Below are 25112 nucleotides of genomic sequence, written 5' to 3' on the forward strand. Positions count from 1 at the left end.
TTGTGTTAAAGAAACTATTACTGAGTTTTGTTTTCTTAATAGCTACAAGCAGCCAGTTTGCACATGCAGCGCTGGAGCTGGTTATTACAGATGGTATTAACTCCGCAAGACCGATCGCTATTGTACCTTTTCGTTGGGAAGGTGCAGGACCTTTGCCACACGATGTATCAGCGGTTATTGCTTCTGACCTACAACGTAGTGGGAAATTCAGCCCAGTTGCAACAAGCAAAATGCCTCAAACGCCTTACAGCGAAGCAGAGGTCGACTTTGATGCTTGGACTGACTTAGGCGTTGATTCACTGCTAACTGGTAGCATCACTAAGAACGCCGAAGGGCAGTATGTGGTTAACTACCAATTGATCGACATTGTTCGTGGTCAGTTAACCAAAGGGCAAAGCAGAGCGCTCAGCGATGAAGGCCAACTGGTACTTTCTAAAGACCACGTTTTGTTCAATAAGAAAGCGACGGTTCCGGGCAAACGCTTGAGAGAGTACGCTCACCGCATCTCAGATTTAGTGTATGAAGAACTGACTGGTGAGAAAGGCGCGTTTTTGACTCGTATTTCTTACGTGGTAGTGAACGACAAAGATAAATACCCATACCAACTTCGTGTTGCTGATTATGATGGTTTCAATGAGCGTTTAGTACTTCGTTCTAAGCAGCCTCTTATGTCACCAGCATGGTCTCCAGATGGTAAGAAACTTGCTTATGTAAGCTTCCAAAATGGCCAAGCTGAAATATTCATTATGAATATTTACACCGGTGAACGTGAGAAGGTGACGTCATACCCTCGCCACAATGGCGCGCCAAGATTCTCTCCAGACGGTAAGACATTGGCATTGGTATTGTCGAAAACAGGCAGCCTTCAAGTGTACACACTTGACCTTGCTAGCCGTAAGCTGACTCAAATTACCCGCGGTCGTTCTAATAATACTGAACCGTTTTGGCACCCAGATGGCAAGTCTCTTATTTTCACATCGGATCGTGGTGGTAAACCTCAGATTTATAATGTAAATTTGTCCAATAATTCGACTTCTCGTATTACTTGGCAAGGTAGCCAAAACTTAGGTGGCCAGATCACCCCTGATGGTCGATTCCTTATCATGGTGAATCGTAGTAACTCAGGCTTTAACTTGGCTAAGCAAGATTTGGAAACCGGTGCAGTTCAGGTGCTAACAAAAACACTGTTAGATGAATCTCCAAGTATTGCACCGAATGGAGGTATGGTTATCTATAGCTCTATTTACAACAAAACAAACGTATTATCGATGGTTTCTATCGATGGCCGTTTCAAAGCTAGATTACCGGCAACTAACGGACGTGTAAGAGCGCCTGCATGGTCACCGTTCCTCTAGTCAAAGTGATACATTCTTTTAGCTATTGATAGTGTTAACTATTGTGGCAATTAACTATCTATAGCACTTAGTCGCTGTAGAAACTAAGTTTGATAACGTAAGGAAAAAAAGATGCAACTTAACAAAGTTCTTAAAGGCTTGATGATTGCACTACCAGTGATGGCAGTAACGGCATGTAGCTCAACTGATGAAGCGACATCTGCAACATCTGGTACTGAAAGCAACCAAACAACTTCAGGTTCAGAAGGCAACGTAGACACAACTGTTGTAACGCCAATTGACGCTAACGGTCAACTGTCTGAGCAAGAGCTTAAAGAGCAAGCGCTACGCGAAACTCAAACAATCTACTTTGCATTCGATAACTCTACTATCGCTGGCGACTACGAAGAAATTCTAGCAGCTCACGCAGCTTACCTAAGCAACAACGTTGACATGAACGTTACTATCGAAGGTCACGCTGACGAACGCGGTACTCCTGAGTACAACATCGCACTTGGCGAGCGTCGTGCACAAGCTGTAGCGAAATACCTACAAGCTCTAGGTGTTCAAGCAGACCAAATCTCTATCGTAAGCTACGGTGAAGAGAAGCCACTTCTTCTAGGTCAATCTGAAGATGTGTACGCTAAAAACCGTCGCGCAGTACTAGTTTACTAATTTTAGTAGGCTATATAATTGAGGAATTGCCTCATGTTCAGTAACACAAAGCGAGTCATTTTGCTTTCGTTACTGGCAAGTGCAGCGAACACAACGTTCGCTGCACCAGCTCCAGTATCCGATCTCAATAGCACCGCAACCAATTCATCATCTTCCTCTCGAGCAGCGTCTGCATCTAACGAATCAGATATTGAGCGTTTAGAGCGCCTGCTTCAAAATCGAAATCTCGTTCAGCTTCAGATGCAACAGCAAATCGACGACATGGCACTGGAGATCAGTGAACTTCGTGGTGAGCTGGAACGAAACAGCTACGATATGAAGCAAATGCTAGAGCGCCAACGCGAACTGTTCATTGAACTGGATCGTGTGAGAGGCGAGGTGAAAGCAGCAGGAACAGCAACGGTAGCAGTGGCGGCGAGCGAAGGCTCTAAAGACGCTTCTGGTACGTTCAGTACTGATGTGGATGAGCAAACCGCTTATCAAAATGCTGTAGATATGATTCTAAAGCAACGAGACTACACGGGTGCTATAGCAGCATTTCAAAAGTTTCAAAAAGACTTCCCAGATTCAACCTTCACACCTAACTCACATTACTGGTTAGGTCAGCTTTATTTTGCTAAAAAGCAAGATAAAGAAGCCGTGAAGAGCTTTGCCGCTGTTGTGTCATACAAAGATTCAAATAAGCGAGCAGATGCACTGGTTAAGCTTGGTGACATAGCTGCACGCAACAACAATGCGACGCAGGCTAAGAAATATTACCAACAAGTCGTTACCGAGCATCCAAACAGTGCTTCGGCTAAAGTGGCTAAAACCCACTTGTAAAACAAAATAGGGGTACTTAGGTACCTCTTTTTTATACCTGATCACTTCCGTTTAGTATTTACTTGTCTGCTTTTTGATGCCAATGCATCACCTTGTTTATACGTTTTAAGCATTAGCTAGTCACCGCTTGCAACCAATCCTTTTTGATCCCAATCGCTGTCCTGTGTAGAATACTCTAATCCTCGGAAGAAGTTGCGTAGAGCAAGAGCAATGAGTCATATACTAGATAAAATCGATACAGTTTACCCGTTTCCGCCTAAGCCAGTTCCATTGAGCGACGCTCAGAAACAGGCCCACATCGCGAACATCAAAAAACTACTTCAAGAAAAAGATGCAGTTCTAATTGCACATTACTACACGGATCCTGAAATTCAGGCTCTGGCTGAAGAAACTGGTGGTTTCGTTGGCGATTCTTTAGAAATGGCTAAGTTCGGTAACCGCCATTCAGCAAGCACTTTGATCATCGCTGGTGTTCGTTTTATGGGCGAATCTGCAAAGATTCTTACTCCTGAAAAACGTATTTTGATGCCAACGCTTGAAGCTGAATGTTCACTTGATCTTGGTTGTCCGGCTGACAAATTTGCAGAATTTTGTGATGCTCACCCTGACCACACAGTGGTTGTATACGCGAACACCTCTGCGGCTGTTAAAGCTCGTGCAGATTGGGTAGTTACGTCGAGTATCGCTTTAGAAATTGTTGAAAGCTTAGATGCTGAAGGCAAACCCATTATTTGGGGGCCAGACCGCCACCTCGGTTCTTACATTGCAAATCAAACCGGCGCTGACATGTTGCTTTGGCAAGGTGAGTGTATCGTTCATGATGAGTTCTCAGCTGATGCTCTGAAGAAAATGAAATCGGTATATCCAGAAGCCGCTATTTTGGTTCACCCAGAATCACCAGCAAGCGTGGTTGAGCTGGCTGATGCTGTGGGTTCAACAAGCCAACTGATCAAGAAAGCGAAAGAGCTTCCTCATCCACAGATGATTGTCGCGACCGACAAAGGTATCTTCTTTAAGATGCAGCAACTGGTTCCTGAAAAAGAGCTGATTGAAGCGCCGACTGCGGGTGCTGGTGCAACTTGTCGCAGCTGCGCACACTGTCCTTGGATGGCAATGAACGGCCTTGAAGCGATTGAAAATGCACTTGAACATGGTGGTAAGCAACACGAGATCTTCGTTTCTGAAGAACTGCGCGTTAAGTCTCTTATCCCACTGAACCGCATGCTAGATTTCGCTGAACAACTTAACCTACAGGTTAAAGGCAACGCTTAATTTAGTTGCCTAGTTGTCGTGATGATATAAGCAGTCCAGCTTAATCACTGTTTTGCTTTTACCATCAAGAGAAAAACCAGCCGATAGTGCTGGTTTTTTTGTACCTGAATACTAGCTTTAATATAATCTCATTAGCTGTTGCTGTTTGCACTAGATACTACCAATCGTAGTAAATAACTGCTCATTTTAGCTTGTTGAAACACTTGATGACGCCGTTAGAATCGTAGAATAACTACTTATCGAAACTTCCTGTAGAAAATAGCTGCCTTGTTCTCAAGCATTTTTCCTACGCTATTTCTGTATCAATGTGTTCAAATTGGGAATTGAATTTAGATTGATTCATGAGTACGAACAGAAACAGCCCGGCCATCAGCGAGGCGGCAAACCAATATGGGAGGCTTTGGTTGTATTGGTAAAGTAGCGTCGCGGTGATCGGCCCCGCAATGGAAGATAGCCCTTGGATAGCCGAAATTGTACCAGCAGCAGCACCTTGTTCGTTCATTCCCACTGAATTGGCGGTAATAGCTTGTATAGCAGGGAACAAGAGTCCTAATCCTATTGCCATGAACATATAGCCTGTAATAAGAGCCTGAGCAGAGTGTGCTACTGACACAATACAGAGGCCGGCACATGCCGCAATTGGACCCATCATGAAACTTTTTAGTAATACGTTGTTTTTCAGTTTGGCTAAGAAACCTTGTGTGATGCCTAGTGTGATTCCAGTGATAGTCAAAACGATACCAGACAGTTGAGCTGCTTGCTCCGATGTCTCTCGGATGCGATCGAGTATTAAAAAACCAATGATGATTTGAGCTGTTATAACCGAAAACATACAAGTGAACATAGCGAGGCTTGGGAAACGAAGCCGTTGGTCAAAAAAGCTGAGGGTGTTCTCGAGAGGCTCATGGTTTCTCGGTGTGTCTGGTAAGCGGAGCTTGATAATAACCCAAGTTATGAATGGGAATACTGACAATACGTATAAAGGGAGTGTCAGAGAGTATTGAGATAACACTCCACCTAAAGCTGGCCCTGCAACGAGCCCTATGGCACTAGCCGCACCAATACTTGCCATGGCACTTTGTCGTTCTTTGGGCGTGGTAATATCTGCTAATAGCGCACTGCTAATAGGAGTGATAGCGGCTAAAAAGAAACCTACTAATGTGCGTGCAACGATCATTCCTATGAGTATGATGAGTGAATGAAAGGTTGTATTCAGGGATAGGTCTAGCCATATCGTCATGAGAATAAACGAACACGCATAGCCTAAAGTAGCGATCAGTAATACAGGTTTTCGTCCCTTTTTATCACTGGCATCTCCCCATTTTTTTGCGCTAAGAAGCCAAGCTATCCCCGACATAGCGACCACCAAGCCACCATGCCATTCCATTAAACTAACTTCGCGAATAATCGGACCGATCACTGGAATGATCGACATCATTGCTGTCATACAGACAGCGTTTAATACAAATAACTGTTTAATAGTACTCATAAAGTGGCTTTTTAGTTTGGCTACAATGCACGGGACATCAAATATACAACTGATATAAATTCAATAAAAGCATTAATGGAAAAGATTCTCATTATCAGTTAAATTAATTGAAAGAGTTTGAAGTGGAAGAAAAATGATAAATGCAAGTAATTATATAAACGTCAATGGCTCAACTATATATTACGAAATATCGGGTAATCTTAGAGGGGAACCGCTGTTGATGCTTCATGGTGGCCTCGGATCAATCCATGAATTAGAGCCGTTACATAAATACTTACTCGACAACTATCAATTAATAAGTCTCGATTTACGTGGACATGGTAAGTCGGAGTTAGGGTATTTACGACTCAGTTACAGCCAGTATCAACAAGATGCTCATTCCGTACTAGGCGCTTTAGGAATTGAGCAATATTCGATATTTGGTTTCAGTGATGGCGGTATTGTAGGTTACCGCTTGGCCGCTCAAGAACCGGGTAGGGTTTCTTGTTTGGTGACTCTCGGTTCACAATGGCAGGTGAATATTGATGATCCATCTATGAAACTATTATCCAGTTTAACTCCAGATTTTTGGCGCAACAGGTTCTCTGACGACGTTTCTTTGTACGAAGCTACGAATCCGAAACCAGATTTTCCTAAGCTGGTCGATGCGGTTAAAGAGGCTTGGTTTGATAAGACGGCATCAGGTTACCCTTGTGATTTAGTGGCACAGATTCGTTGTCCAACATTGATTATTAGAGGGGATAACGATTTTATATTTTCTCTTGATGAGGCTGTGGCTTTAAAAGGCAAAATTTCTGGCAGTTGTTTTGCCAATATTCCACAGACAACACATGCGTCACATCAAGAAGCCCCTGACATTGTAGGTTCAATGATCAAGCGCTTTCTGTCGCAACATGGCAATAATAAGTAGAACGCACTTCGCTCTTTAAGCAGATGCGTGCGGCTAACGAATAATTTAATCTATTGGGTAAATGAATAATGACTAGCCAAGATTGGTATCCGCTGACTAATGCGCAGGAGGCATATTGGGACGAATTCGTTCAACATCCAGATAGGCCTTTATCGACAGTAGCCCATTGTTTGGAAATTTCAGGCTCTATTGACCTCAAAAAATTAGCCGATGCCATTAATCAAACTATTTCAGAAGCGGAAGCTTTGTGTCTTCGGTTTCGACGATTGGAAAATCAGCACTATCCAGTTCAAACGGTTTGTTTTGACGGAAAACCTACAGTGGAGGTCATCGATCTACGCGGTGAAGAAGACGTACAAGAACAAGTAAATACATGTTTACGTTCTGACGTAGAAAAGGCTATTGATTTAGAGAATGATGTGATTACAAAATCACAGCTCTATGTTGCTGGATCACAGAAGGTGCTTTGGTATCTGAGAACTCATCATATTGCGGTCGATGGTTACAGTATGAGTTTAATTGAACAACGTTGTTCGGAGCTCTATCTGTGGCTAGTGAATAACACTGAGCCAACTCACCGCTTTAAGACGTTTGATGTTTACCTCAAAGAAAATACTGATTACTTACAAAGTAAACGTTTTGATGTTGACCGATCTTATTGGAATAATTATCTCGACTTAGCCAATTTGAAAATTAGTCAGGATGATATTTCGGTCTCTGATACCGTCTATTGTGAGAAGGAGGTTCCTGAGTCGATTGGTGGTTCCCTTATTACTGTATCCAAGCAATTAATGATTGGTTGGAGTGACATTCTCACCTTGCTTTGTACTGCGTATCTTTATAAGCATTGGAGCCCGAACGAACAAGCGTCTTTTCCTTTGCCAGTGTGGTTACCGTTTATGAATAGAATGGGTAACCCTTGTGCAAACCTACCTTCATTAATGGTCAATACTATCCCTTATATAGGGGAGATTAACGATGATGAGTCAGTGGGAGCCTATCTTAAAAGGGCAGTAAAAGACCTTAGGGGGAATTATTGCCATGGGCGGTATCGAGTAGAGAACAAATGCACATCAGAGGGACATTATTTTCTTTCACCATTTATTAATATTTTGCCCTTTGAGCCTACAGAATTTCACGGGTGTTCCACGAGACGTCGAATTATTGCTGGTGGAATTGCGGACGGTTTTAACGTGACCTTTCGTAGCTCAAGGCAAGCACAAAACATGTTTTTAAAGATAGAGGCAGAAAGCCGCCTCTTTGAACAGCATGAACTAACTCAGCATGCCAATCATTTACTAAAGTATCTCTCTAAAGCTCTTAAATCTGTCTTAGATTAACTTTGCATAAGCTTAACTCTGTCTTATTTTTCAAATTCTGTCTCAATCCCCCTTCATGAATAGGGCACTCATGAGCTGTCCTAACCATCAAAAATCAGAACTCTCGGCTCAAGAGGGTAATTATAATGATAATTACTATCAATATTAAAATGAGAATGCTTTACATTTAAATATGCAACCGATAAAGTACGGTTGAAAATTCGTCAGGTCATTGAAAGGATAATCATTTTTCAGCTTATTCGTTGAGTGATTTCAGGGCTTGTCCAATGTGACGATTTTTAGTCGGAATTTTGGCTCATGTATTAAAAGCAGTGATCGATAAGGAGCTAAGGAAGTACAGCTTATACTCGTTTTGAGTTGTTGCATTTTCAACCTTTTGAATGTCTTCCCTCGTTCTCCTTATAAATGCCGTTACATGAGTCCACCTAAAGTTAATGCTTAATCAAGGAGAATTTTAAATGGCAGCATTACGCCCCGCGGCAGTGAATGAGCTAGGAAATAGCAGATTCAAGCTACGCACTTTATCTGCAATCATCATGGGACTTTGTGTAGGTAGTCAATCTTTTGCAGCGACAAACAATAATAATGAAATTACCGCTAGCGAAGACAAAACTATTTTTGAAGTCACCGTGTATGGCGAAAAAATAGAACGTTCGATTTATGATACGGGCTCAAGCGTGCATGTGTATGATGAAGATCGTATCGCGAGTACTCCTGGCGTATCTGAGGTCGATGACTTGTTACAGCTAACACCAAACATTGTAGATTCAGGTCAGGGTAATAACCTACCTTCTGTTCGTGGTGTTGATGGTTCTGGACCTTCTATTGGCGGGTTAGCTGCTTTTGGTGGATCTGTACCAAGGTTGAACTTATCAGTTGATGGACGATCGCTCAGCTATTCTGAAGTTGCATTTGGCCCTCGCTCTTTGTGGGATATGCAGCAAGCGGAAATTTACCTTGGACCACAAAGCTACGTTCAGGGCCGAAATGCGTCTGCGGGTGCTATCGTTTTAAAATCTAATGACCCGACTTATGACTTTGAGAGCAAAGTAAAAGCGGCTATTGGTCAGCAAGACTATTCTCAAACCGCTGCGGTTATCTCAGCGCCAATACTAGAAGATCAACTGGCCTTCAGATTGAGTGTTGATCAACAAAAACGCAGTAGTTATGCAGACCTTACCGCTTATGAACCTGTTGGCGACCCTAATCGCATTGAGATGACGACAGCTCGTGGTAAGTTTTTATACGAGCCAGTAGGTTTCCCGGGGTTCAAAACCACTTTAGCGGTCGCTCACATGGATACCCGCGGACCTCAATCAGAATCTCAGCAATCCCTTTCTAATAGAGCTATCTACGAAACTCAATCAACAAGCGGCATTTGGGATGTATCTTATGACATCTCCGATACGTTAGTGTTTGAAAACAATTTGATTTATACCGATCGTACGTATGATCGAATTACCGATCCAGCAGGAAGAAAGCAGGATGTCAAATCCAAGGGTAAAGAGTTCCAAATAGAGCCTTTGGTTCGATTTAATTCGCTCAGCGAAGATGTGTCGGGTTTGTTTGGTTTACGTTACTTTAAATCTGAAGATGACGACGTATTTGAACAGACTGGTTCATCTACGCCAATGGAAGGCAAAAATCGTTCTATGTCGGCATTCGCTGAAGTGACGTACTTGGTGATGCCGAGCATTGAAGTCGTAGCGGCAGGGCGATTCGAGCGCGAAGACAAGAAACGTTATGTTGCCCCAGGTCCTTTCGGCTTAGATTATGATGAAACATCAAATGTATTCCTTCCTAAGCTTGAAGTTGCCTATAAGCCAGAATCAAATCAAACCGTGGGTATACGAGCTGCTAAAGGCTTTAACTCTGGAGGTGGAGGCGTTGGTTTTAATAATCAAACGTGGGCATTTTCTTCATATACGTATGAAGACGAATACGTTTGGAATTATGAATTCTTCACTCGCCATAGTCTGCTAGACAATGAACTTGAGTTAACCACTAATGTCTTCTATAACGACTATGATAATTTCCAAGTATTGGAGACTTCATCGCAAGGTGATGTGAAAGTTGATAATGTTGATGGGGCATATACTTATGGTGCAGAGCTAGGAAGCCGTTGGTTAACAACATCTAACCTAGAGCTATTAGCTTCTCTTGGTTTGTTAAAAACAAGCTACAAAGATCATGCTAATGACTCAAAAGAGCTCGCTCGTGCTCCTTCATTGACTGCAAGCTTCGGTGCTTTATACATGTTTGCTGAGAATTTCGAGTTGAGTGGTAATGCGAATTATACTGGAGATTACTTCAGTGACGTTGAAAACTCAGCGAATCAAAGCATTGATGCTTACTGGGTTGCGAATGCACAAATTGCCTACGTATTTAGTAATGGACGTATGTCTTTATTCGCTACAAACTTGTTTGATTCTCAGAAAGAAACCTTCAATTTTGGTGGCGACGACATTACGAAGCAAGCACCTCGCCAAATTGGTGGTTCAGTAGAATTGTACTTCTAATCGGTTAGATATAATAAAAACGCCTTGCTCAAAGCAAGGCGTTTAATGATCTAAAAACGGTTGTCGAAATGTTTAAGGTACTAGAAGTCAGAACCTTAACTTAGGCACAAGCTTCAGTAGAAGCCATAATCGTTTGCCAAGATTCTAGTGTTGGCGTCGCCATTAATTGGGCAAAGCTAATGTTTATCCCTGCATTTCTTAGTTGGCCTGTTAGGCGCATCATACTGATTGAATCCAAACCGAGTTCGATGAGGTTAACGTCCGGCTTTACCGCTTCGACTGGAACACTTAATACCTGACTGATTATCTCTACCAGATCAATATTTGCTTCTTGCTTAGACAAAATAATTTCCTTTTCTTTCGGAAGTTTATCTTCTACTTCCAATATTTCACTCAAATTCGCTATACACCATATCACCACTTGATTGTTACATACAAATGATTATTATTAGCATTTGAGTGTATTGATAGGCGTCAATTGTGCTGAATCGATTTGGATATCTTAATACTTCCAAGCGTTGCTCTTAGCACTTCAACATACAATAAGGAATGACATGGAAACTGTGCTCAAGGAGAAGCTTTGTCAAGATGGCTTGTTATATGGCTTTGTTGATCAACCAGCTCGTCAATCTGAGAAGTTTGAACAGAACAACTTATGGTTAAACACACCTTTATGGGCAATTTTGAGTGAAGGGGTTGATCTGCATCCAACTAAACCCGCATTAGCCGATCCGATGGGTAGCCTTACTTATGAAGAGCTATTGTCTGAAGCAGACAGAATAGCCGCGGGTTTAAAAGAGGTCGGGTTAAAAGCTGGAGACCGGGTCGTATTTCAGGTGTCTAACAGCATTTATTTCGCAAAAGTGTTTTTTGCTTTACAAAGAGCTGGCTTGATTCCGGTATTGGCACTGCCGGCACATGGTATTGTTGAAATCCGCCATTTCATGAAAGTATCTGGCGCAAGGGCCTACTTCGGTTCTAACTTAGAAAACGATGGAAGAGCGCTACACATAGCAGACTCACTGTCGGAAGAGTCCCTCTCATTAAACCATATCTATATCGTGGGAGACTCTGGGAAGTATCCGTCTTTACCTCTGGGTAATAATGACCAGTTTGTTCCTGAACGGCCGAACCCAAATCATCCTGCTCTATTCTTAGTCTCCGGTGGAACTACGGGACTGCCTAAGCTCATTCCTAGAAGTCATAACGATTATCGTCTCAACATCCAAAGTTGTGCAGCAGCAAGTGAGTTGTCGTCCGAGGAGGTATACCTCGCAGTGTTACCTGCCGCGCATAATTTTACTTTGGGTTGTCCCGGTTTATTAGGAGCGCTTGATGTTGGAGGAAGTGTTATTTTCAGTTCCAACCCCAGCCCTGATTACTGCTTTGATGTTATCGAGAAAAATAAAGTGACGGCGACAGCTTTGGTTCCTGCGCTTGCGCAGCTATGGAATGCGGCTAAAGAATGGGAAAGTGCGAATACATCTAGCCTAAGGCTGATGCAAGTCGGTGGTTCGAAGCTAGCCTATTCTGATGCTCTTGATGTACAAAAAACCTTTCCCGGCGCACTCCAACAAGTTTTTGGTATGGCAGAAGGCCTGATCGCCTGTACTCGGTTAGGGGATGATGAAGCCTTGGTTGCGACGAAACAAGGTCGACCTGTAAGTAGCTGGGATGAGGTTCGCATAGTCAATGCTGAGGGGAACACTGTTCCAATGGGTGAAGAAGGCGAACTACTCACTCGCGGTCCCTACACCTTAAGAGGATATTATCGCGCAGAGGAACACAACCAACGCTCATTTACTCAAGATGGTTTCTACCGAAGTGGGGATCGAGCCATTGTTGATGATAAGGGATATATCGTTGTGACTGGCAGAATTAAGGACGTAGTAAACCGAGCCGGTGAGTGTATTGCTACCGATGAAATTGAAGAGCATTTACTTATGCATCCTAATGTTGCACAGGTCGCCGTGGTTGCGGTGCCTGATAAACATTTAGGCGAAAGGATCGGAGTCGCTGTCGTGAAAAGGGGGCTTTCCCCAAATTTGCAAGAGCTACGCACCTTCCTAAAAGACCAAGGGATGGCTTCTTTCAAACAGCCAGACGAATTGCTCATTGTCTCTAATCTACCCAAAACAGCGGTAGGTAAAATTGATAAAAAGCGAGTGCTAGGTCCAAGCGGTGAACCTTGGGTTAATACGCCAGTTTAACTAACGCGAGCTGCTTACCGTAGCTCTATATTGTCGATAAACAACGTCCTATTGATTGAATCGAGAGTGCTTTAGAAGGATGACTTGTCGTCGAGCCTGAGAAAGGTGCTTCTATTATTACACTCTTCAATGGGTCATTACAGGGAACAAAGACTAAAGGAAATCAACGTGTCATCTATAAAGAAGCCAGAAGTTTGCGAAAGTCTCAATGATATACGAATCGGAATAGATACCCTTGATAAGGAGATCGTTCATATTCTTTCTAAGCGGTTAGGGTATGTCAAAGCCGCCGCACAATTTAAGCCCAGTGAGCAGAGTATTCCGGCACCAGAGCGTGTCGCTGAAATGCTAGAAGACCGAAAAAAATGGGCAGAAGAGGCCGGGATGAGTAGTGAGTATGTCGAAACGTTATTCTCCAGTATCACTCATTGGTACATTAATCAGCAAATTAAACATTGGCGTACCGAAAGGGGGCTTTCAGCAGAAGAACCCGAAAATACGGCAATGTGATAAGAGTGTTTTGAACTTATCCGTTGAGTATGTATTAGAGGGTTACACATGTTCATGTTGGAGCACCACTTTGATTACTAAGCGCCAAAGATTTAATTGATCAGATGACAGAAGAGAGCGTCAGTGCTGATTAGAGTATTAAGGACAATTACAAATGACTATACCGAAAATAGCGAGTTACGACTTGCCGGAACACCATGAGTTTCCAAACAACAGAACGAACTGGACGATCGAACCTAGTAAAGCCGTACTTTTAATTCACGACATGCAAGAGTATTTTGTGAGCTACTATGAGGCTGATTCGTCACCTATGGCGGACATTTTAACGAACATTCAGCAATTAAAACACGTAGCGAAACAAGCGGGAATCCCGGTTGTGTATACCGCACAACCCGCGAATCAAGACCCAAAAGATAGAGCCTTGTTAACTGACTTTTGGGGGCCAGGGCTAAACGGCGATCATACTCCTGTCGTATCAACGCTCGCTCCAGAAAGCGATGATATTGAGTATGTTAAATGGCGTTACAGTGCATTTAAGAAAACCCCATTACTTGATTATATGAAAGACAATCAAAAAACTCAGCTGATCATCTCTGGTATTTACGGTCACATTGGCATTTTATCGACTGCTTTGGATGCATTCATGTTGGATGTTCAGCCCTTTATTATCGGTGATGCGATCGCGGATTTTTCGCGTGAAGACCATATCCACACTCTCAATTACATATCAGGCCGAACGGGAAGCATTAAAACACTCGATAAAGCTATAGCGGAAATCAACCCAAATGAAGAGAGTATTCTTAGCCTCAATGTTTTGCAGTCTGACGTGGCCGAAACATTAGGTGTTTCTTATGAAGAGATTGATGTGAATGAAAATCTAATCTTCATGGGGCTAGATTCGATGCGAGCGATGACACTTGTAGAGAAGTGGAATAAGCAGGGCGCAAATATCTCATTCGCTCAGCTCATTGAAGCGGTTTCATTGCAAGAGTGGTGGCAAGCAATCGAAGCGACACTGAAAAACCACGCAGAAGAAGTACCAGCATAACTGCTCGCAAGTTAGCGCCAATTATTTATAGAATTTCTTAAGAGGTAAATTGATGAGCGATCAACCAGTGCGTTTACATCCGATGTTGTTGGACTTTGTTCGTAAGGAGAAGATCTCAAAGCATCTACTGCGAGTGACTGTTACGGGCGACTCTTTAAAAGGGTTCCCTGAAGATCAAAATGGTACACACATAAAAGTGTTTTTTCCTAATAGGGAGAGCGGGATATTGCAGTTACCTTATCGAGAAGGTGAAACTGTGATTTGGCCTGAGCATAAACCCGAGCCTCGAGCCTATACCGTCAGAAAGTATCGAGCCGATGTGAATGAGCTTGATATCGATTTCGTTATCCACGGAACCGATTCTCCCGGCGGTGGGTGGGCGATTAAAGCAGAACAAGGTTTCCAAATTGGCCTTGTAGGCCCTGCTGGGCCTGAGCCATTAATTGAACCTGCAGATTGGCATATTATTGCGGGAGACCTAACAGCAGTACCAGCCATTAGTGCTATTTTGGAGAGCCTTCCCTCTGACACTCAAGGCTATGTATTTATCGAGATAGAGGATGCTGCAGATAAACATGATATGAAGCATCCGCAAGGTCTGGTTTTGAAGTGGCTAATAAGAGACGAAAAGAGTGATCAATATCTATTGAGCAAAGCTATTTCCGACTTAATTGCACCTAATGGCTCTCACTCGCTTTCGGCTTTCATTGCGGGTGAAAATGAAAGCGTGATTGCGTGTCGTAAAGCGCTTAAACAAGAGTACAAACTGTCTAGAAAAGATATGTATGCGATTCCTTACTGGAAACGAGGTAAGGATGAAGAAGCATACCATGATGAACGCCATGAAGTTATGGATGAAGAGTACTAGCCTGGCTGTTCTAGAAAACAAAAACCGATCTCATGAGATCGGTTTTTGTTAGTACCTTCTGGGTGCTTAAGCATACGCCTCTCGAAGGCGTTTCTTATTCACTTTGCCGACAGGTGTCTTGGGCAATGAATCGACAAATTTGATTAAATCTGGGATTTTGTAATCAGCTACGCCACAATCACGTAGGAAATATTTTAGTTTGAAGGGATTTATGTCTGCCCCTTCGACTTTAACGATTACAGCGCAACTTCGTTCTCCTAAGTAGTCGTCAGGTATCGCGATGAGAGCGGCATCATGAACCCCATCGTGTCGAATTAGGTGGTTTTCGACCTCTTCTGCTGCAATCTTTTCCCCCCCTCGGTTAATCTGGTCTTTATCTCGCCCTGTTACAATGATATTACCGTCCTTAGTCTGTTTAACTATGTCACCAGTGTGATAAAACCCTTGCTGGTCGAATGAAAGATGGTTGTGTTCTTTTGCTTGGTAATAGCCGCGAATGGTGTAAGGACCTTGAGTGAGAAGAAAACCTTCCTCTCCGCAGGATACTGACTCCCCCTCTTCATTCACGATTTTAATCCGATCATGTTGTGAAATAGGGCGTCCTTGGGTAGAGACAATAACTTCCATAGGATCATCTAATCTAGTGTAGTTCACTAGCCCTTCAGCCATACCAAAGACTTGTTGAAGCTGACAACCTAACTTGTTTGGTAGGTCTGTAGCCGCCGTTTGGCTAAACTTAGCGCCACCGACTTGAACTAACTTTAAGCTTGAAAGATCATGAGTAGTGGATTGAGCCTGCTCCATCCACAGCAGTGCTAGTGGGGGAACTAAGCCCGAAACGGTAATTTTATGCTCTTCAATTAGTTTAAACGCTGATTTTGGGGTAGGGTCATGCGTAAGAACAACCGTACCTCCAGCGAAAAAGACCCCTAAAGCTCCCGGTGAACTTAATGGGAAATTATGTGCAACCGGCAGCGCACATAAGTAGCGAGTGTTTTCAGTAAACTTACAGATAGTGTTACTGCCAATCACGCTATAAGCATAGTCATTGTGGGTTCGAGGTATCAGTTTTGGAGTACCGGTTGTTCCACCTGACAATTGGAAAAATGCCAGTTCAGATGCTTTTGCTTCTTGCTTATCGTCGGGTTGTCCCGTGACATCATCAAGCGATGTGAACCTTGGGTCTGCCAAGTCCGTAGCATCACAGCGAACGATGATATGTTCTAATTCATTACTTTCATCTAACACTTGCTTAGCTAAGGCTTGGTAATTAAAGCCAGTATGTTTCCCATCTACAATGTAAGCTTTGGCTTTGGCGTGTTGGCAAAAATAAGATACTTCCGAGAAGCGATGAGCGGGAAGAGCTAAAACGGGTCGAATACCTTTCTGTAACAAGGCAAAGTAGCAGAAATAGAATTCGGCTACGTTTGTCATTTGTAATACGACATTGTCGCCTTTCATTAACCCTAAAGACTGAAAACCTGAAGCCATTTGAGACACTCTCTCTGCGGCTTGTAAATAGCTAAATTGACGCTCACCACAGATCAGAGCCATGTTGTTACCACACCGCTTAACTGAGTGCTGAAAATGATCGAAAAGAGTTCTGTCTTGCCAATAACCTAGCTCTCTATACAAAGAAGCTTGGGGTGTTGGCCAATCTGTATAATCCATATGTTCATTCGACATTATGAGTCTACCTATGCCGTCAACATATCTTTAAGTTGGATACCTGCTGCCGTTAAGATGGTGTTCATTTTGGCACCAGTTTCATCCAGTTCGCTTTGTGGATGTGATTCATCAACAATACCTGCTCCAGCAAAAACTTTCATTTGTCGTTTTTGTACTTCAGCACAACGGATCGTCACTACCCACTCCCCATTACCTCTTGAATCACACCAACCAACCATACCGGTAAAATACCCTCGGTCGAATTGCTCCAATTTTCGGATAGCTTCATACGCTTTCTGTCGCGGGTAACCGCAAACTGCAGGGGTAGGGTGTAATTCAGCAGCGACTTCCAACACATTAGTTTGAGGGTTATTGACTTGACCCTCTAGTACCGTGGAGAGATGAAGCATAGTTTTTGTTTCTATGACTGATGGAATCATAGGTGTGTACAGGTTGTGGCAATACTTGCTCATCACACGCTCAACTTCTTCTACAACCAGGCCATGTTCGTGCAGATCTTTGTTGGTATTGAGCAATGAATTTGTAGAGCTTTTATTCTGTTCGTCCAGTTCAGAGCGTGGGCGCGATCCTGCGAGTGGGTTAGAGGTGAGATAACTGCCTTTTTTTGCAACAAGGAGTTCTGGACTCGCCCCCATTAGCTTTTGGTTGTCATTAATATTCGCTGCGAACGTATAGCCTTTCGAGTTGATTGATAACAGATTACGAAGCAAAGTTTGCTGCTGAATATCAGCGTCTGTTTCTACTTCAATAGCCCGAGAAAGAACCACTTTAGAAAGCTCTGTGTTGGCAAACATGTCAAGAAGGTCGGATACCCCTTGCTTATAATGGTTACCGGTTGGGGAAGAGATGACGTGCGCATCGGCAGAAGAAAGCGGATTTGAGTGTAAGGATCTTGTACTACTAGAGATGAATAATTGCTCTGGGATAATAAATTTAGTTGGGTTTTCTTCGTTAAATGGGACGACACCAAATAACACTGGATTATCGGCTTCTGATTTTTTAGCCGCCTGGAGCATTTCGTTCGCCTTCTCGGCTAGCTCTGAAAATGCAATAGGCTGGTGGAACTCATTTTCAATACCTTTACCCATCATCGTATTACTGGGAGAAGCGAAGAAAAATGGAGATGACAATAGCTCTCTATCTAGCAGAACACTTGCCATTTTTGAATAGCCAATGACTTCACGTTTCATAACAGGTCCCTCTTTATGTATAGATCGTTATGACGATGTGCAATTACTTACATTGATGTTCTTAAAGGAACTCATTTGTCATGCACTTCATCGGGTTGCTTATTTTGGTCAGTAAGATTACATTTACATTTATTTAAATGCTAATGATAATGATTTCTATTTAATATAATTCATCATTATTGAAGGCTGCTCACATTCTTCGATTTTTGTTTTATGTAAATGTATACAAAAGTCGCAATTTTGATCGTTTATTATTCGGTTGTTTAGGTATATGGAAAGATTTCTTGAAGGACAATTAGTGTTATTAACGGGTGCTGCAAAAGGTATTGGTTTTAGCACGTTAGAGAGTTTGTTGGACTCGGGAGCTAAGGTGCTCGCTACGGATATTGATAGCCAACTCCTCGCGACTAAATCTGAATCTCTAGCGAGAAAGTATCCAGATCAGCTCTGGGTTGAACCGTTGGATCTGTCAAAACCTGAGTTAGTAAAACAGAGTATTTATCATTGGGTAGCAGAGTACGGTGAGTTTGACCACTTAGTGAGTTGTGCTGGTATTCTTCATTTAGGTGCGCTATGTGATATGTCATTCGAGCAGATAGAAAACACATTTATGGTCAATTCGTTTGGTGCTCTAGCCACAATGCAGGCGGTATCTAAGTGTATGAAAGCTCGGGGGAAGGGGAATATGGTTGTTGTCGGTTCGAATGCTGCTAATACTCCTAGAGCAAATATGGGGGCTTATGCAGCATCTAAGTCGGCGTTACACATGTTTGTAAAATCCATTGGTATTGAACTCGCGCCTTTGGGGATTCGTTGCAATATTGTGAGCCCAGGGTCTACACGTACAGAAATGCAATTGCAACTTTGGAATGAGAATTATGGTGAGGAGCAGGTCATTGCTGGTGATGCAACGCAGTTTCGTCTAGGCATTCCGCTCAACAAGATTGCTGAACCCAAAGATATTGCTCAATCGATATTGTTTCTGATGTCTAATGCAGCTAATCATATCACTATGCATGACTTGCGAATTGATGGTGGTGCAACGCTCGATAACTAGACATCATAGAGTTATATGGCGCGCATGCGCCATATAAAATTTTAGGTTAAGCGACCGTCGATAATTTCTTATGAGTTGCCTCTACCATTGCATTTGCAAAGACATCGAGAATTGCAACGGTATCTGCCCAGTTTAGACATTCATCAGTGATGGATTGACCTCTGATTAGTGGCGTCGCATCAATATTTTGCGCCCCTCCGACTAAGAAGCTTTCAGACATAACGCCGGCGATGTACTGCTCTCCTGAAATGATTTGCTCTGCAATGTTTCGGGCTACATTGAGTTGATTTTTGGCAATTTTCAGACTGTTCCCATGACTACAATCAATGATGATTCGGGGGTTAAGGCCGTTTAATTCTAATTGTTTTGTTACATCACAGACGTGTACGTTAGTATAGTTTGGCTGTTTTCCGCCACGTAAAATGATATGTCCGTTAGGGTTGCCATGTGTCATTGCAGACATGGGTGTATTACCAAAACCAGAGACATAAACTAGGTGAGGAGATTTCGCGGCGTGAATTGCGTCAATCGCGATCGTTACATTGCCATCCGTTCCATTCTTAAACCCAATAGGGCACGGGATACCTGAAGCCATTTGTCTGTGTGTTTGAGACTCAGTGGTTCTTGCTCCAATAGCGCCCCAACAAATTAAATCAGATACATATGGGTACACGGTGGTGTCTAAAAACTCGGTTGCCGTTGCAAGCTTTAGATCAACAACATCTTTTAAGAATTTTCTTGCGACAAACAGCCCCTTGCTCATCTTATGGCTATTGTCTAAATCGGGATCGACAATGAGCCCTTTCCAACCGACGCGGGTTCGTGGTTTTTCAAAATAGGTTCGCATGACGATCAAGAGCTGGTTACGATATTTGTTCTGTAGTTCGGCCAACTTACGAGCATACTCTAAAGCAGCCTCTGGGTCGTGGATGGAGCAAGGTCCAATGATAACGAGCAGACGGTTATCTTTCCCATTTAAAATTTCTGTGATTTCGAATCTTTTATCACGGATAAATCGTTCACTTTTTTCGTCTAGAGTGATTTCACTCGTTACATCAATCACACTCGGCAGTGGCTCTATCGTGGTTGAATTAAGTTGCTTCTCTAATTCTTGCATCCTTCCTCCTAAAACAAGTGTTCCTTGATGTTATGGCTTCATCAAATGCGCGATCCAGGTATGATTTGGAAAACATTTAATTTCAATAAATGATAATTATTATCATTTGATTTTGAGGATTATTGAAATAGGAGCTAGGTGTTGTCAAGCTTATTGTTGGGTGATGTAGTGAGATCACCCCCAATACAATCAGTACATCAACTCATATTATTTGGTATTAAATAAAAATGATAACGCTTATCATTAATGTTTGAGTTTATTCTTAAGCTGGTGTATTACATTAGTTTAATAAGCCTCGTGGCACATTAAATGGATGAATGAGTGTGGAAATGAAGATGAGAGAATTGACGACTGTACAGGCTGCTTATTATGTCGGTAGGCAAACAGGCCAATCGATGGGAGGCGTAGCGGCTCATATTTATGCTGAATTTGATGGTGAAAATATCGACTCAGAAAAATTGGCAAGTGCGGTGAGGAAGTTGTACATCAATCATCCTATGTTACGGATGAAAGTTACTTCTGGTGGTCAACAAACCATCGCTCCTTTATCTTCTGTTCATCAACTTATCATTGATGATATTGAACACCTTTCACCATCGGCTACCCGTGACTTTTTAATAGAGAAGCGCACTGCTATTACTGACCAGAAACTGGATTTAGACAATGGGCAGGCCGCGCAGATCGGTATCACACGTCATTCTAAAGTGCAGTGCCGTTTGCATATAGACGTAGACATGATTGCTGTGGATGCACAGAGCTTCCGAATCTTAGTCGAAGAGTTGGCTAAGCTCTATAGCGATGAACATCAAGGCAACGAGACACAAGAGAAGAATTCGTTCTTTGAATATTTAGATAAACAAGCGGCGGACAATTACCTCGTAGCTAAACGACAGTCTGATAAGACATGGTGGCAACAACGATTACCAGACATCGCTGGAGCACCTGAGTTTCCGTATGTTAATGGGGATATTGATCGTCAGCATGGGCACAGTCAGCGGTTCACACATCAGTTGACTCAAGAGCAACGGTCTTCGATCGAAGAGTTAGCCAAGAAACACCACTTAACCTTAACCCAACTTTTTCTAACGCTTTTCTCTCAAGCCGTAGGTAGCTCTTGTAACAGCCCTAATTTTCGATTGAATGTGCCGACTTTTCACCGCGGTTTCTATACGAACGATGCAGAGACAACGATAGGTGATTTCTCGAACTTGCTGATCTACAGCGCTAGCTTGAAAGCTCAAGAATCAACGCTTAATCATTGTCGTCGTACTGCCAATCAACTGAACCAATTACTCAACCATGAAAGCTATTCTGGTGTAACGGTGATGCGAGATTTATCGCGTTACTATGGGACCGTGCAAGCATCGCCTATCGTATTTACATCGGGAATGGATGTTGAAGGTGATGATTTATTCTCTGAGGCAGTCACAAAAGTCTTCGGAAAAATGAACTGGGTAATCTCTCAAGGTGCTCAGGTTACATTAGATGCACAAATCGCGCCTGCGTACGAAGGTATTTTTGTCAATTGGGATGTGCGAATGGACGTGTTCCCTAAAGGCTTTGTCGATACCTTGTTTAACAAGTTTATTGCGATTGTTCAATCTTTAGCTGATGAACCTAATAGCATACATAACTCTTTGGAAAGTACGCTCGCTCAGTTAGGTTATGCATGTCCTTCGTTACCCTTAGTTACCTCTTGTCCAAAGCCTTTAACAGAGCTACAAAAATCTTACCTACTCGGTCGCTCTACTCATATCCCTATGGGTGGCACTGCGATGCATGAATTCCGGGAATACCGAGGGAAAATAGAATCGAGCTTAGTTGAGTCTCGCCTCGAATCATTGGTAAAAAAGTACGATGCGTTACGGATGCACATCGATGAGAACAAGCTTGTTCAGCAGGTGTCGTCTAAGGTGACTTTGAATTTTGACTCCCATGACTTTCGACACTTGTCGATTGAGCAAGCGCTAGAGAGAGTTGGTAAAATTCGTCAAGTGAGTAATCACACGATGCACGACCTGTCGAAGTCGCCATGGCGTGTTTCTGTTATTCAATTGCCTGACTCTGATATCGGTTATCAGACCATTGTCTTTACCAGTTTTGATGCATTAATTGTTGATGGTAGAACACACTCCCTGATTCTTTCTGAATTATTGAAAAAGAATAGCGGGCATTTGCATGAGCTCTGTGCTAACAGCGCTGAGACCAATCACTTTGATAGTGAACATGACACTGCCAAAAGGGAGGCAGATATGTCGTTCTGGCAAAGTAAGCTTGACCCAGAGTGCGCGCCACCTTCACTTCCATGGAAACAGCGATTGGATCATATAAAGGCTTCGCGTTACCAGCGAGAAAGCATTGTTATAGACAAAACTGCATTAACTCAGTTAACGATGGCGAGTGCAGCCAACAGCTTGTTTTTGAACTCAGCACTTTCTGCTCTTGTTCTTGAAGGGATGTCGTATTGGACGACAGAACAAGAGATGAGAGTTGGTTTTCCGGTAGCGATCCCACAAAGCGATCAACCTCTTGGTAATGGTTCGACGTTCGTGATTTTGGAGTACCGAAAGAATAAAGGCAGCTTGCTAGAGCGAGCACAGGGTATGCAAAATGATATGTTTGAGGCGCTTGATCATCTCGACTTTTCTGGTGTTGATATCAATCGTCAGTTAATGACTTCGCGAACCAGTTCATTGGCTTTACCTGTTGTAGTGACGAATGGTCTAACTTGGGATGCATTATCCGATGACGATGAACTCGTCTTCTTTGATGGTATAACCCAAACCCCTCAAGTCGCGTTAGATATCCGCCTTAATTTTGATGAAAGGCGAAATCTAGTATTGAGTTTTGACTATGCGGTTGACGCACTAGATAAACGAGTGGTTGTCTCCATACTTGAATCGATAGAGCGTCACATTGAGACCGTATGTGAGACCCATGATTTTGACATCCCTTCACATAAGGTACTCAACCTTGAACACTATAAATTGAACTGTGATGTAAAAGAGTTTGAATGCTCCAAGTTCTTATCCAAGATAGCGCGTAATCTTGCGGAAAATGCGAGTGATGATATCGCGGTCATTTGTGGTGAACGGCATATCAGCTACAAGGCATTTGGGGAGGACGTCCATAAGGTGATGCAGCATATTGCTCACCTTGGCTTGAAGCAAGGTGATGTGTTGGCCATCTGTTTGCCAAAGAGCCCTGAGCATTTAGTGATGACGATTGCCTGTTCATTGTCAGGGATTATATGGGTGCCTATCGATGCTTCATCACCAGAAGAGCGTTTGGATTACCTACTGAGTAATTGCAATGCCAATTTAGTGGTAACTAACCAAACGTCACAGCGTAAAAATTCAGTGCTCTATCAAGCACTATTGCAACCTGTTGAGCAGGCTTATCCATCACTCTCCAATACGGACTTAGAGGTGCTTAGTCAAAGTGAGCATGGTGCTTATTATCTGTATACATCGGGAACAACAGGTAAACCTAAATGCGTTGTAGTGAACAGCAGAGCAACTTCCAATGTCATCGGGGAAACGTGTAAAGCTTGGCAAATAACGTCTGAAGATGTGTTGATGTGCGTAACGCCGTTCCATCATGATCTCTCTGTGTTTGATATTTATGCTTCGTTTACTTGCGGGGCAACCATTGTATTACCAGAGGCTGGTGAAGAAAAAGACGCGATTCGTTGGAATCAATTGGTTGAGAAGCACCGTATTACTATTTGGCAGTCAGTTCCGGCATTGATGGAAATGTTGTTGTCTTGTATGCAGGGTGAAAAACTCAAATCTCTACGCTTAGTTTGCCAAGGGGGGGATTACGTTAAACCTAAAACGATTGATGAACTTAGAGCGCTGGAGCAAGATATTCGCCTTGTCTCAATTGGTGGTCCTACCGAAACCACGATATGGAGTATCTGGCACTTTGTCACCGACGAAGACAAATCGGTTATTCCTTATGGCAGGCCTTTCCCTGCAAATCAGTACTTTATTATGGATGGATTGGGTAAACATGTTCCACAAGGAGTAGCAGGTCGGATCATGACAGTAGGAGTAAACCTTGCGTCAGGGTATTTATCTGATGGAGAGCTTACACAAACTGATTTTGTGACGATAATTGATGATCTAGGTAGTGAGGTCAGAGCGTTTAGAACCGGTGATCTAGGCTATTATCGTGAAGATGGCACCATTATTTTTGCTGGTCGGGTTAATGGCTATGTGAAGGTTAGGGGCGTCCGTGTGTCGTTACCCGATATTGAGAAAGAGTTAAATCGCTGCCCACTGATTGAGCAAGTTTTGATTGTAGACTATACCGAACGTAATGGAGACGTAGCGTTAGGTGCGATCTATAAAGTGGCGGATGGCCAAGTCGCTAATGCTGCTGCTCTTCGTGATTTTGCACAGCAATGCTTACCAAACTCCCATGTACCTTCTCAGTTACTTGAATTAGAGAAACTGCCTCTCTCTCGAAATGGAAAGTTTGACCGGATTCAAGCGCGGGAAGAGTTGGTTAGTTCAATGACTCAGATGGTGAGCTCTCCACAACACGCTTCTGCTTCTGTTACTCAGAACAATGAGAAACAGAACAACGTTAAAACGACGTTAACGACATTAGAATTTGGGGTGATTATCGAAGCTTATGAGCAAGCAACGGGAAAACATTTAGAAGGTTTCAGTGAAGAGAGTGCGTTTCTGTCACTTGGTCTAAAGCCATCGCACCTAAAAGACGTTGCAGAGAAACTGAGTAAAACGTTTGAGCGTAAGGTGTTTACACGCAAGTTGATTAAATGTCGGAACGCTAAAGAGGTTGCCGACGAGATTTTATAATCACTCTAATAAGCCTCCCAGAGAAAGCCGAGCGTATAAAGTTCGGCTATTTCATTTATACGGAGAGAGTGTTGTCCTGTTAGCCCGTTAAGTTAATTTTTTATTGGTCACGAAATGCAAAGGTTACTACATGTCGATTTAACAGTGCGACGTACGCTAGTTGGATTGTTTAAGTTATTTATTTATCAATCACTTAATATGAAATTATGTTAATGTATCCGCTAGCGAGAACA

The 25112-nt window shown here is 42.9% G+C and carries 18 protein-coding genes; 13 read left to right on the forward strand and 5 right to left on the reverse strand.

Features of this window, described 5'->3' with window-relative positions:
* Positions 1–2 precede the first annotated feature (2 nt).
* The 4 genes from tolB to nadA all read left to right on the forward strand — a co-directional run bounded on the left by tolB (position 3) and on the right by nadA (position 4103).
* A complete protein-coding gene (gene tolB / locus BCU75_RS01030; RefSeq protein ID WP_102472695.1) occupies positions 3–1355 on the forward strand; it encodes a Tol-Pal system beta propeller repeat protein TolB in 1353 nt (450 codons plus the stop codon).
* Between the two features lie 111 nt (positions 1356–1466).
* The gene (gene pal, locus BCU75_RS01035) at positions 1467–2009 is read left to right on the forward strand and encodes a peptidoglycan-associated lipoprotein Pal (RefSeq protein ID WP_076678983.1); all 543 of its coding nucleotides are present in this window, start codon (positions 1467–1469) and stop codon (positions 2007–2009) included.
* Positions 2010–2042: 33 nt separating this feature from the next.
* Complete coding sequence (gene ybgF / locus BCU75_RS01040; RefSeq protein ID WP_076678982.1) at positions 2043–2831, forward strand: tol-pal system protein YbgF; 789 nt, start codon at positions 2043–2045, stop codon at positions 2829–2831.
* A 210-nt stretch (positions 2832–3041) separates the two neighbouring features.
* Positions 3042–4103, forward strand: a complete 1062-nt coding sequence (nadA, locus tag BCU75_RS01045; protein ID WP_102472696.1) for a quinolinate synthase NadA — start codon at positions 3042–3044, stop codon at positions 4101–4103.
* 286 nt (positions 4104–4389) lie between these two features.
* Here nadA and BCU75_RS01050 read toward each other — a convergent pair whose 3' ends face one another.
* Complete coding sequence (locus BCU75_RS01050; protein WP_102472697.1) at positions 4390–5592, reverse strand: MFS transporter; 1203 nt, start codon at positions 5590–5592, stop codon at positions 4390–4392.
* Positions 5593–5725: 133 nt separating this feature from the next.
* Here BCU75_RS01050 and BCU75_RS01055 point away from each other — a divergent pair, with 133 nt between their 5' ends.
* The 3 genes from BCU75_RS01055 (at position 5726) to BCU75_RS01065 (ending at position 10361) form a co-directional block, all read left to right on the forward strand.
* Positions 5726–6502: an alpha/beta fold hydrolase gene (locus tag BCU75_RS01055; protein ID WP_076678979.1), complete on the forward strand. Its 777-nt coding sequence runs from the start codon at positions 5726–5728 to the stop codon at positions 6500–6502.
* A gap of 68 nt (positions 6503–6570) precedes the next feature.
* Positions 6571–7842, forward strand: coding sequence for a condensation domain-containing protein (locus BCU75_RS01060; protein ID WP_102472698.1), 1272 nt, complete (start codon positions 6571–6573; stop codon positions 7840–7842).
* Positions 7843–8300: 458 nt separating this feature from the next.
* Positions 8301–10361 carry a TonB-dependent receptor gene (locus BCU75_RS01065; protein ID WP_102472699.1) on the forward strand — a complete coding sequence of 687 codons (2061 nt, stop codon included), beginning with the start codon at positions 8301–8303 and terminating at the stop codon, positions 10359–10361.
* Positions 10362–10461: 100 nt separating this feature from the next.
* Here the strand turns inward: BCU75_RS01065 and BCU75_RS01070 are convergent, their stop codons facing one another.
* Positions 10462–10704 carry a phosphopantetheine-binding protein gene (locus BCU75_RS01070; protein ID WP_241904462.1) on the reverse strand — a complete coding sequence of 81 codons (243 nt, stop codon included), beginning with the start codon at positions 10702–10704 and terminating at the stop codon, positions 10462–10464.
* A 211-nt stretch (positions 10705–10915) separates the two neighbouring features.
* Here BCU75_RS01070 and BCU75_RS01075 point away from each other — a divergent pair, with 211 nt between their 5' ends.
* From BCU75_RS01075 to BCU75_RS01090, 4 genes are all read left to right on the forward strand, one after another.
* Positions 10916–12571, forward strand: coding sequence for a (2,3-dihydroxybenzoyl)adenylate synthase (locus BCU75_RS01075; RefSeq protein WP_102472700.1), 1656 nt, complete (start codon positions 10916–10918; stop codon positions 12569–12571).
* A 168-nt stretch (positions 12572–12739) separates the two neighbouring features.
* Entirely contained in the window at positions 12740–13081 is a 342-nt protein-coding gene (locus BCU75_RS01080; RefSeq protein ID WP_102472772.1) for an isochorismate lyase, read from the forward strand.
* Positions 13082–13235: 154 nt separating this feature from the next.
* On the forward strand, positions 13236–14129 hold the full coding sequence (locus BCU75_RS01085) for an isochorismatase family protein (protein ID WP_102472701.1): 894 nt from the start codon (positions 13236–13238) through the stop codon (positions 14127–14129).
* Positions 14130–14181: 52 nt separating this feature from the next.
* Positions 14182–14997: a siderophore-interacting protein gene (locus tag BCU75_RS01090; protein WP_102472702.1), complete on the forward strand. Its 816-nt coding sequence runs from the start codon at positions 14182–14184 to the stop codon at positions 14995–14997.
* 66 nt (positions 14998–15063) lie between these two features.
* On the opposite strand, the gene BCU75_RS01095 is transcribed toward BCU75_RS01090, so the two are convergent.
* Together BCU75_RS01095 and BCU75_RS01100 are read right to left on the reverse strand one after the other, a co-directional pair.
* The gene (locus BCU75_RS01095; RefSeq protein WP_102466276.1) at positions 15064–16683 is read right to left on the reverse strand and encodes a (2,3-dihydroxybenzoyl)adenylate synthase; all 1620 of its coding nucleotides are present in this window, start codon (positions 16681–16683) and stop codon (positions 15064–15066) included.
* Between the two features lie 11 nt (positions 16684–16694).
* The gene (locus tag BCU75_RS01100) at positions 16695–17876 is read right to left on the reverse strand and encodes an isochorismate synthase (RefSeq protein WP_102472703.1); all 1182 of its coding nucleotides are present in this window, start codon (positions 17874–17876) and stop codon (positions 16695–16697) included.
* A 271-nt stretch (positions 17877–18147) separates the two neighbouring features.
* On the opposite strand from BCU75_RS01100, the gene BCU75_RS01105 reads away from it, so the two are divergent.
* Positions 18148–18933 carry a 2,3-dihydro-2,3-dihydroxybenzoate dehydrogenase gene (locus tag BCU75_RS01105; RefSeq protein WP_102466277.1) on the forward strand — a complete coding sequence of 262 codons (786 nt, stop codon included), beginning with the start codon at positions 18148–18150 and terminating at the stop codon, positions 18931–18933.
* A 46-nt stretch (positions 18934–18979) separates the two neighbouring features.
* Here the strand turns inward: BCU75_RS01105 and BCU75_RS01110 are convergent, their stop codons facing one another.
* Entirely contained in the window at positions 18980–20050 is a 1071-nt protein-coding gene (locus BCU75_RS01110; protein ID WP_076678970.1) for a 3-deoxy-7-phosphoheptulonate synthase, read from the reverse strand.
* Between the two features lie 335 nt (positions 20051–20385).
* Between BCU75_RS01110 and BCU75_RS01115 the strand changes: the two genes are divergently transcribed.
* Positions 20386–24879 (forward strand): amino acid adenylation domain-containing protein, encoded by a 4494-nt coding sequence (locus tag BCU75_RS01115; RefSeq protein WP_372200946.1) that lies wholly within the window; start codon positions 20386–20388, stop codon positions 24877–24879.
* Positions 24880–25112 lie beyond the last annotated feature (233 nt).

The organism is Vibrio splendidus, assembly GCF_002873455.1.
GTDB lineage: Bacteria > Pseudomonadota > Gammaproteobacteria > Enterobacterales > Vibrionaceae > Vibrio > Vibrio splendidus_J.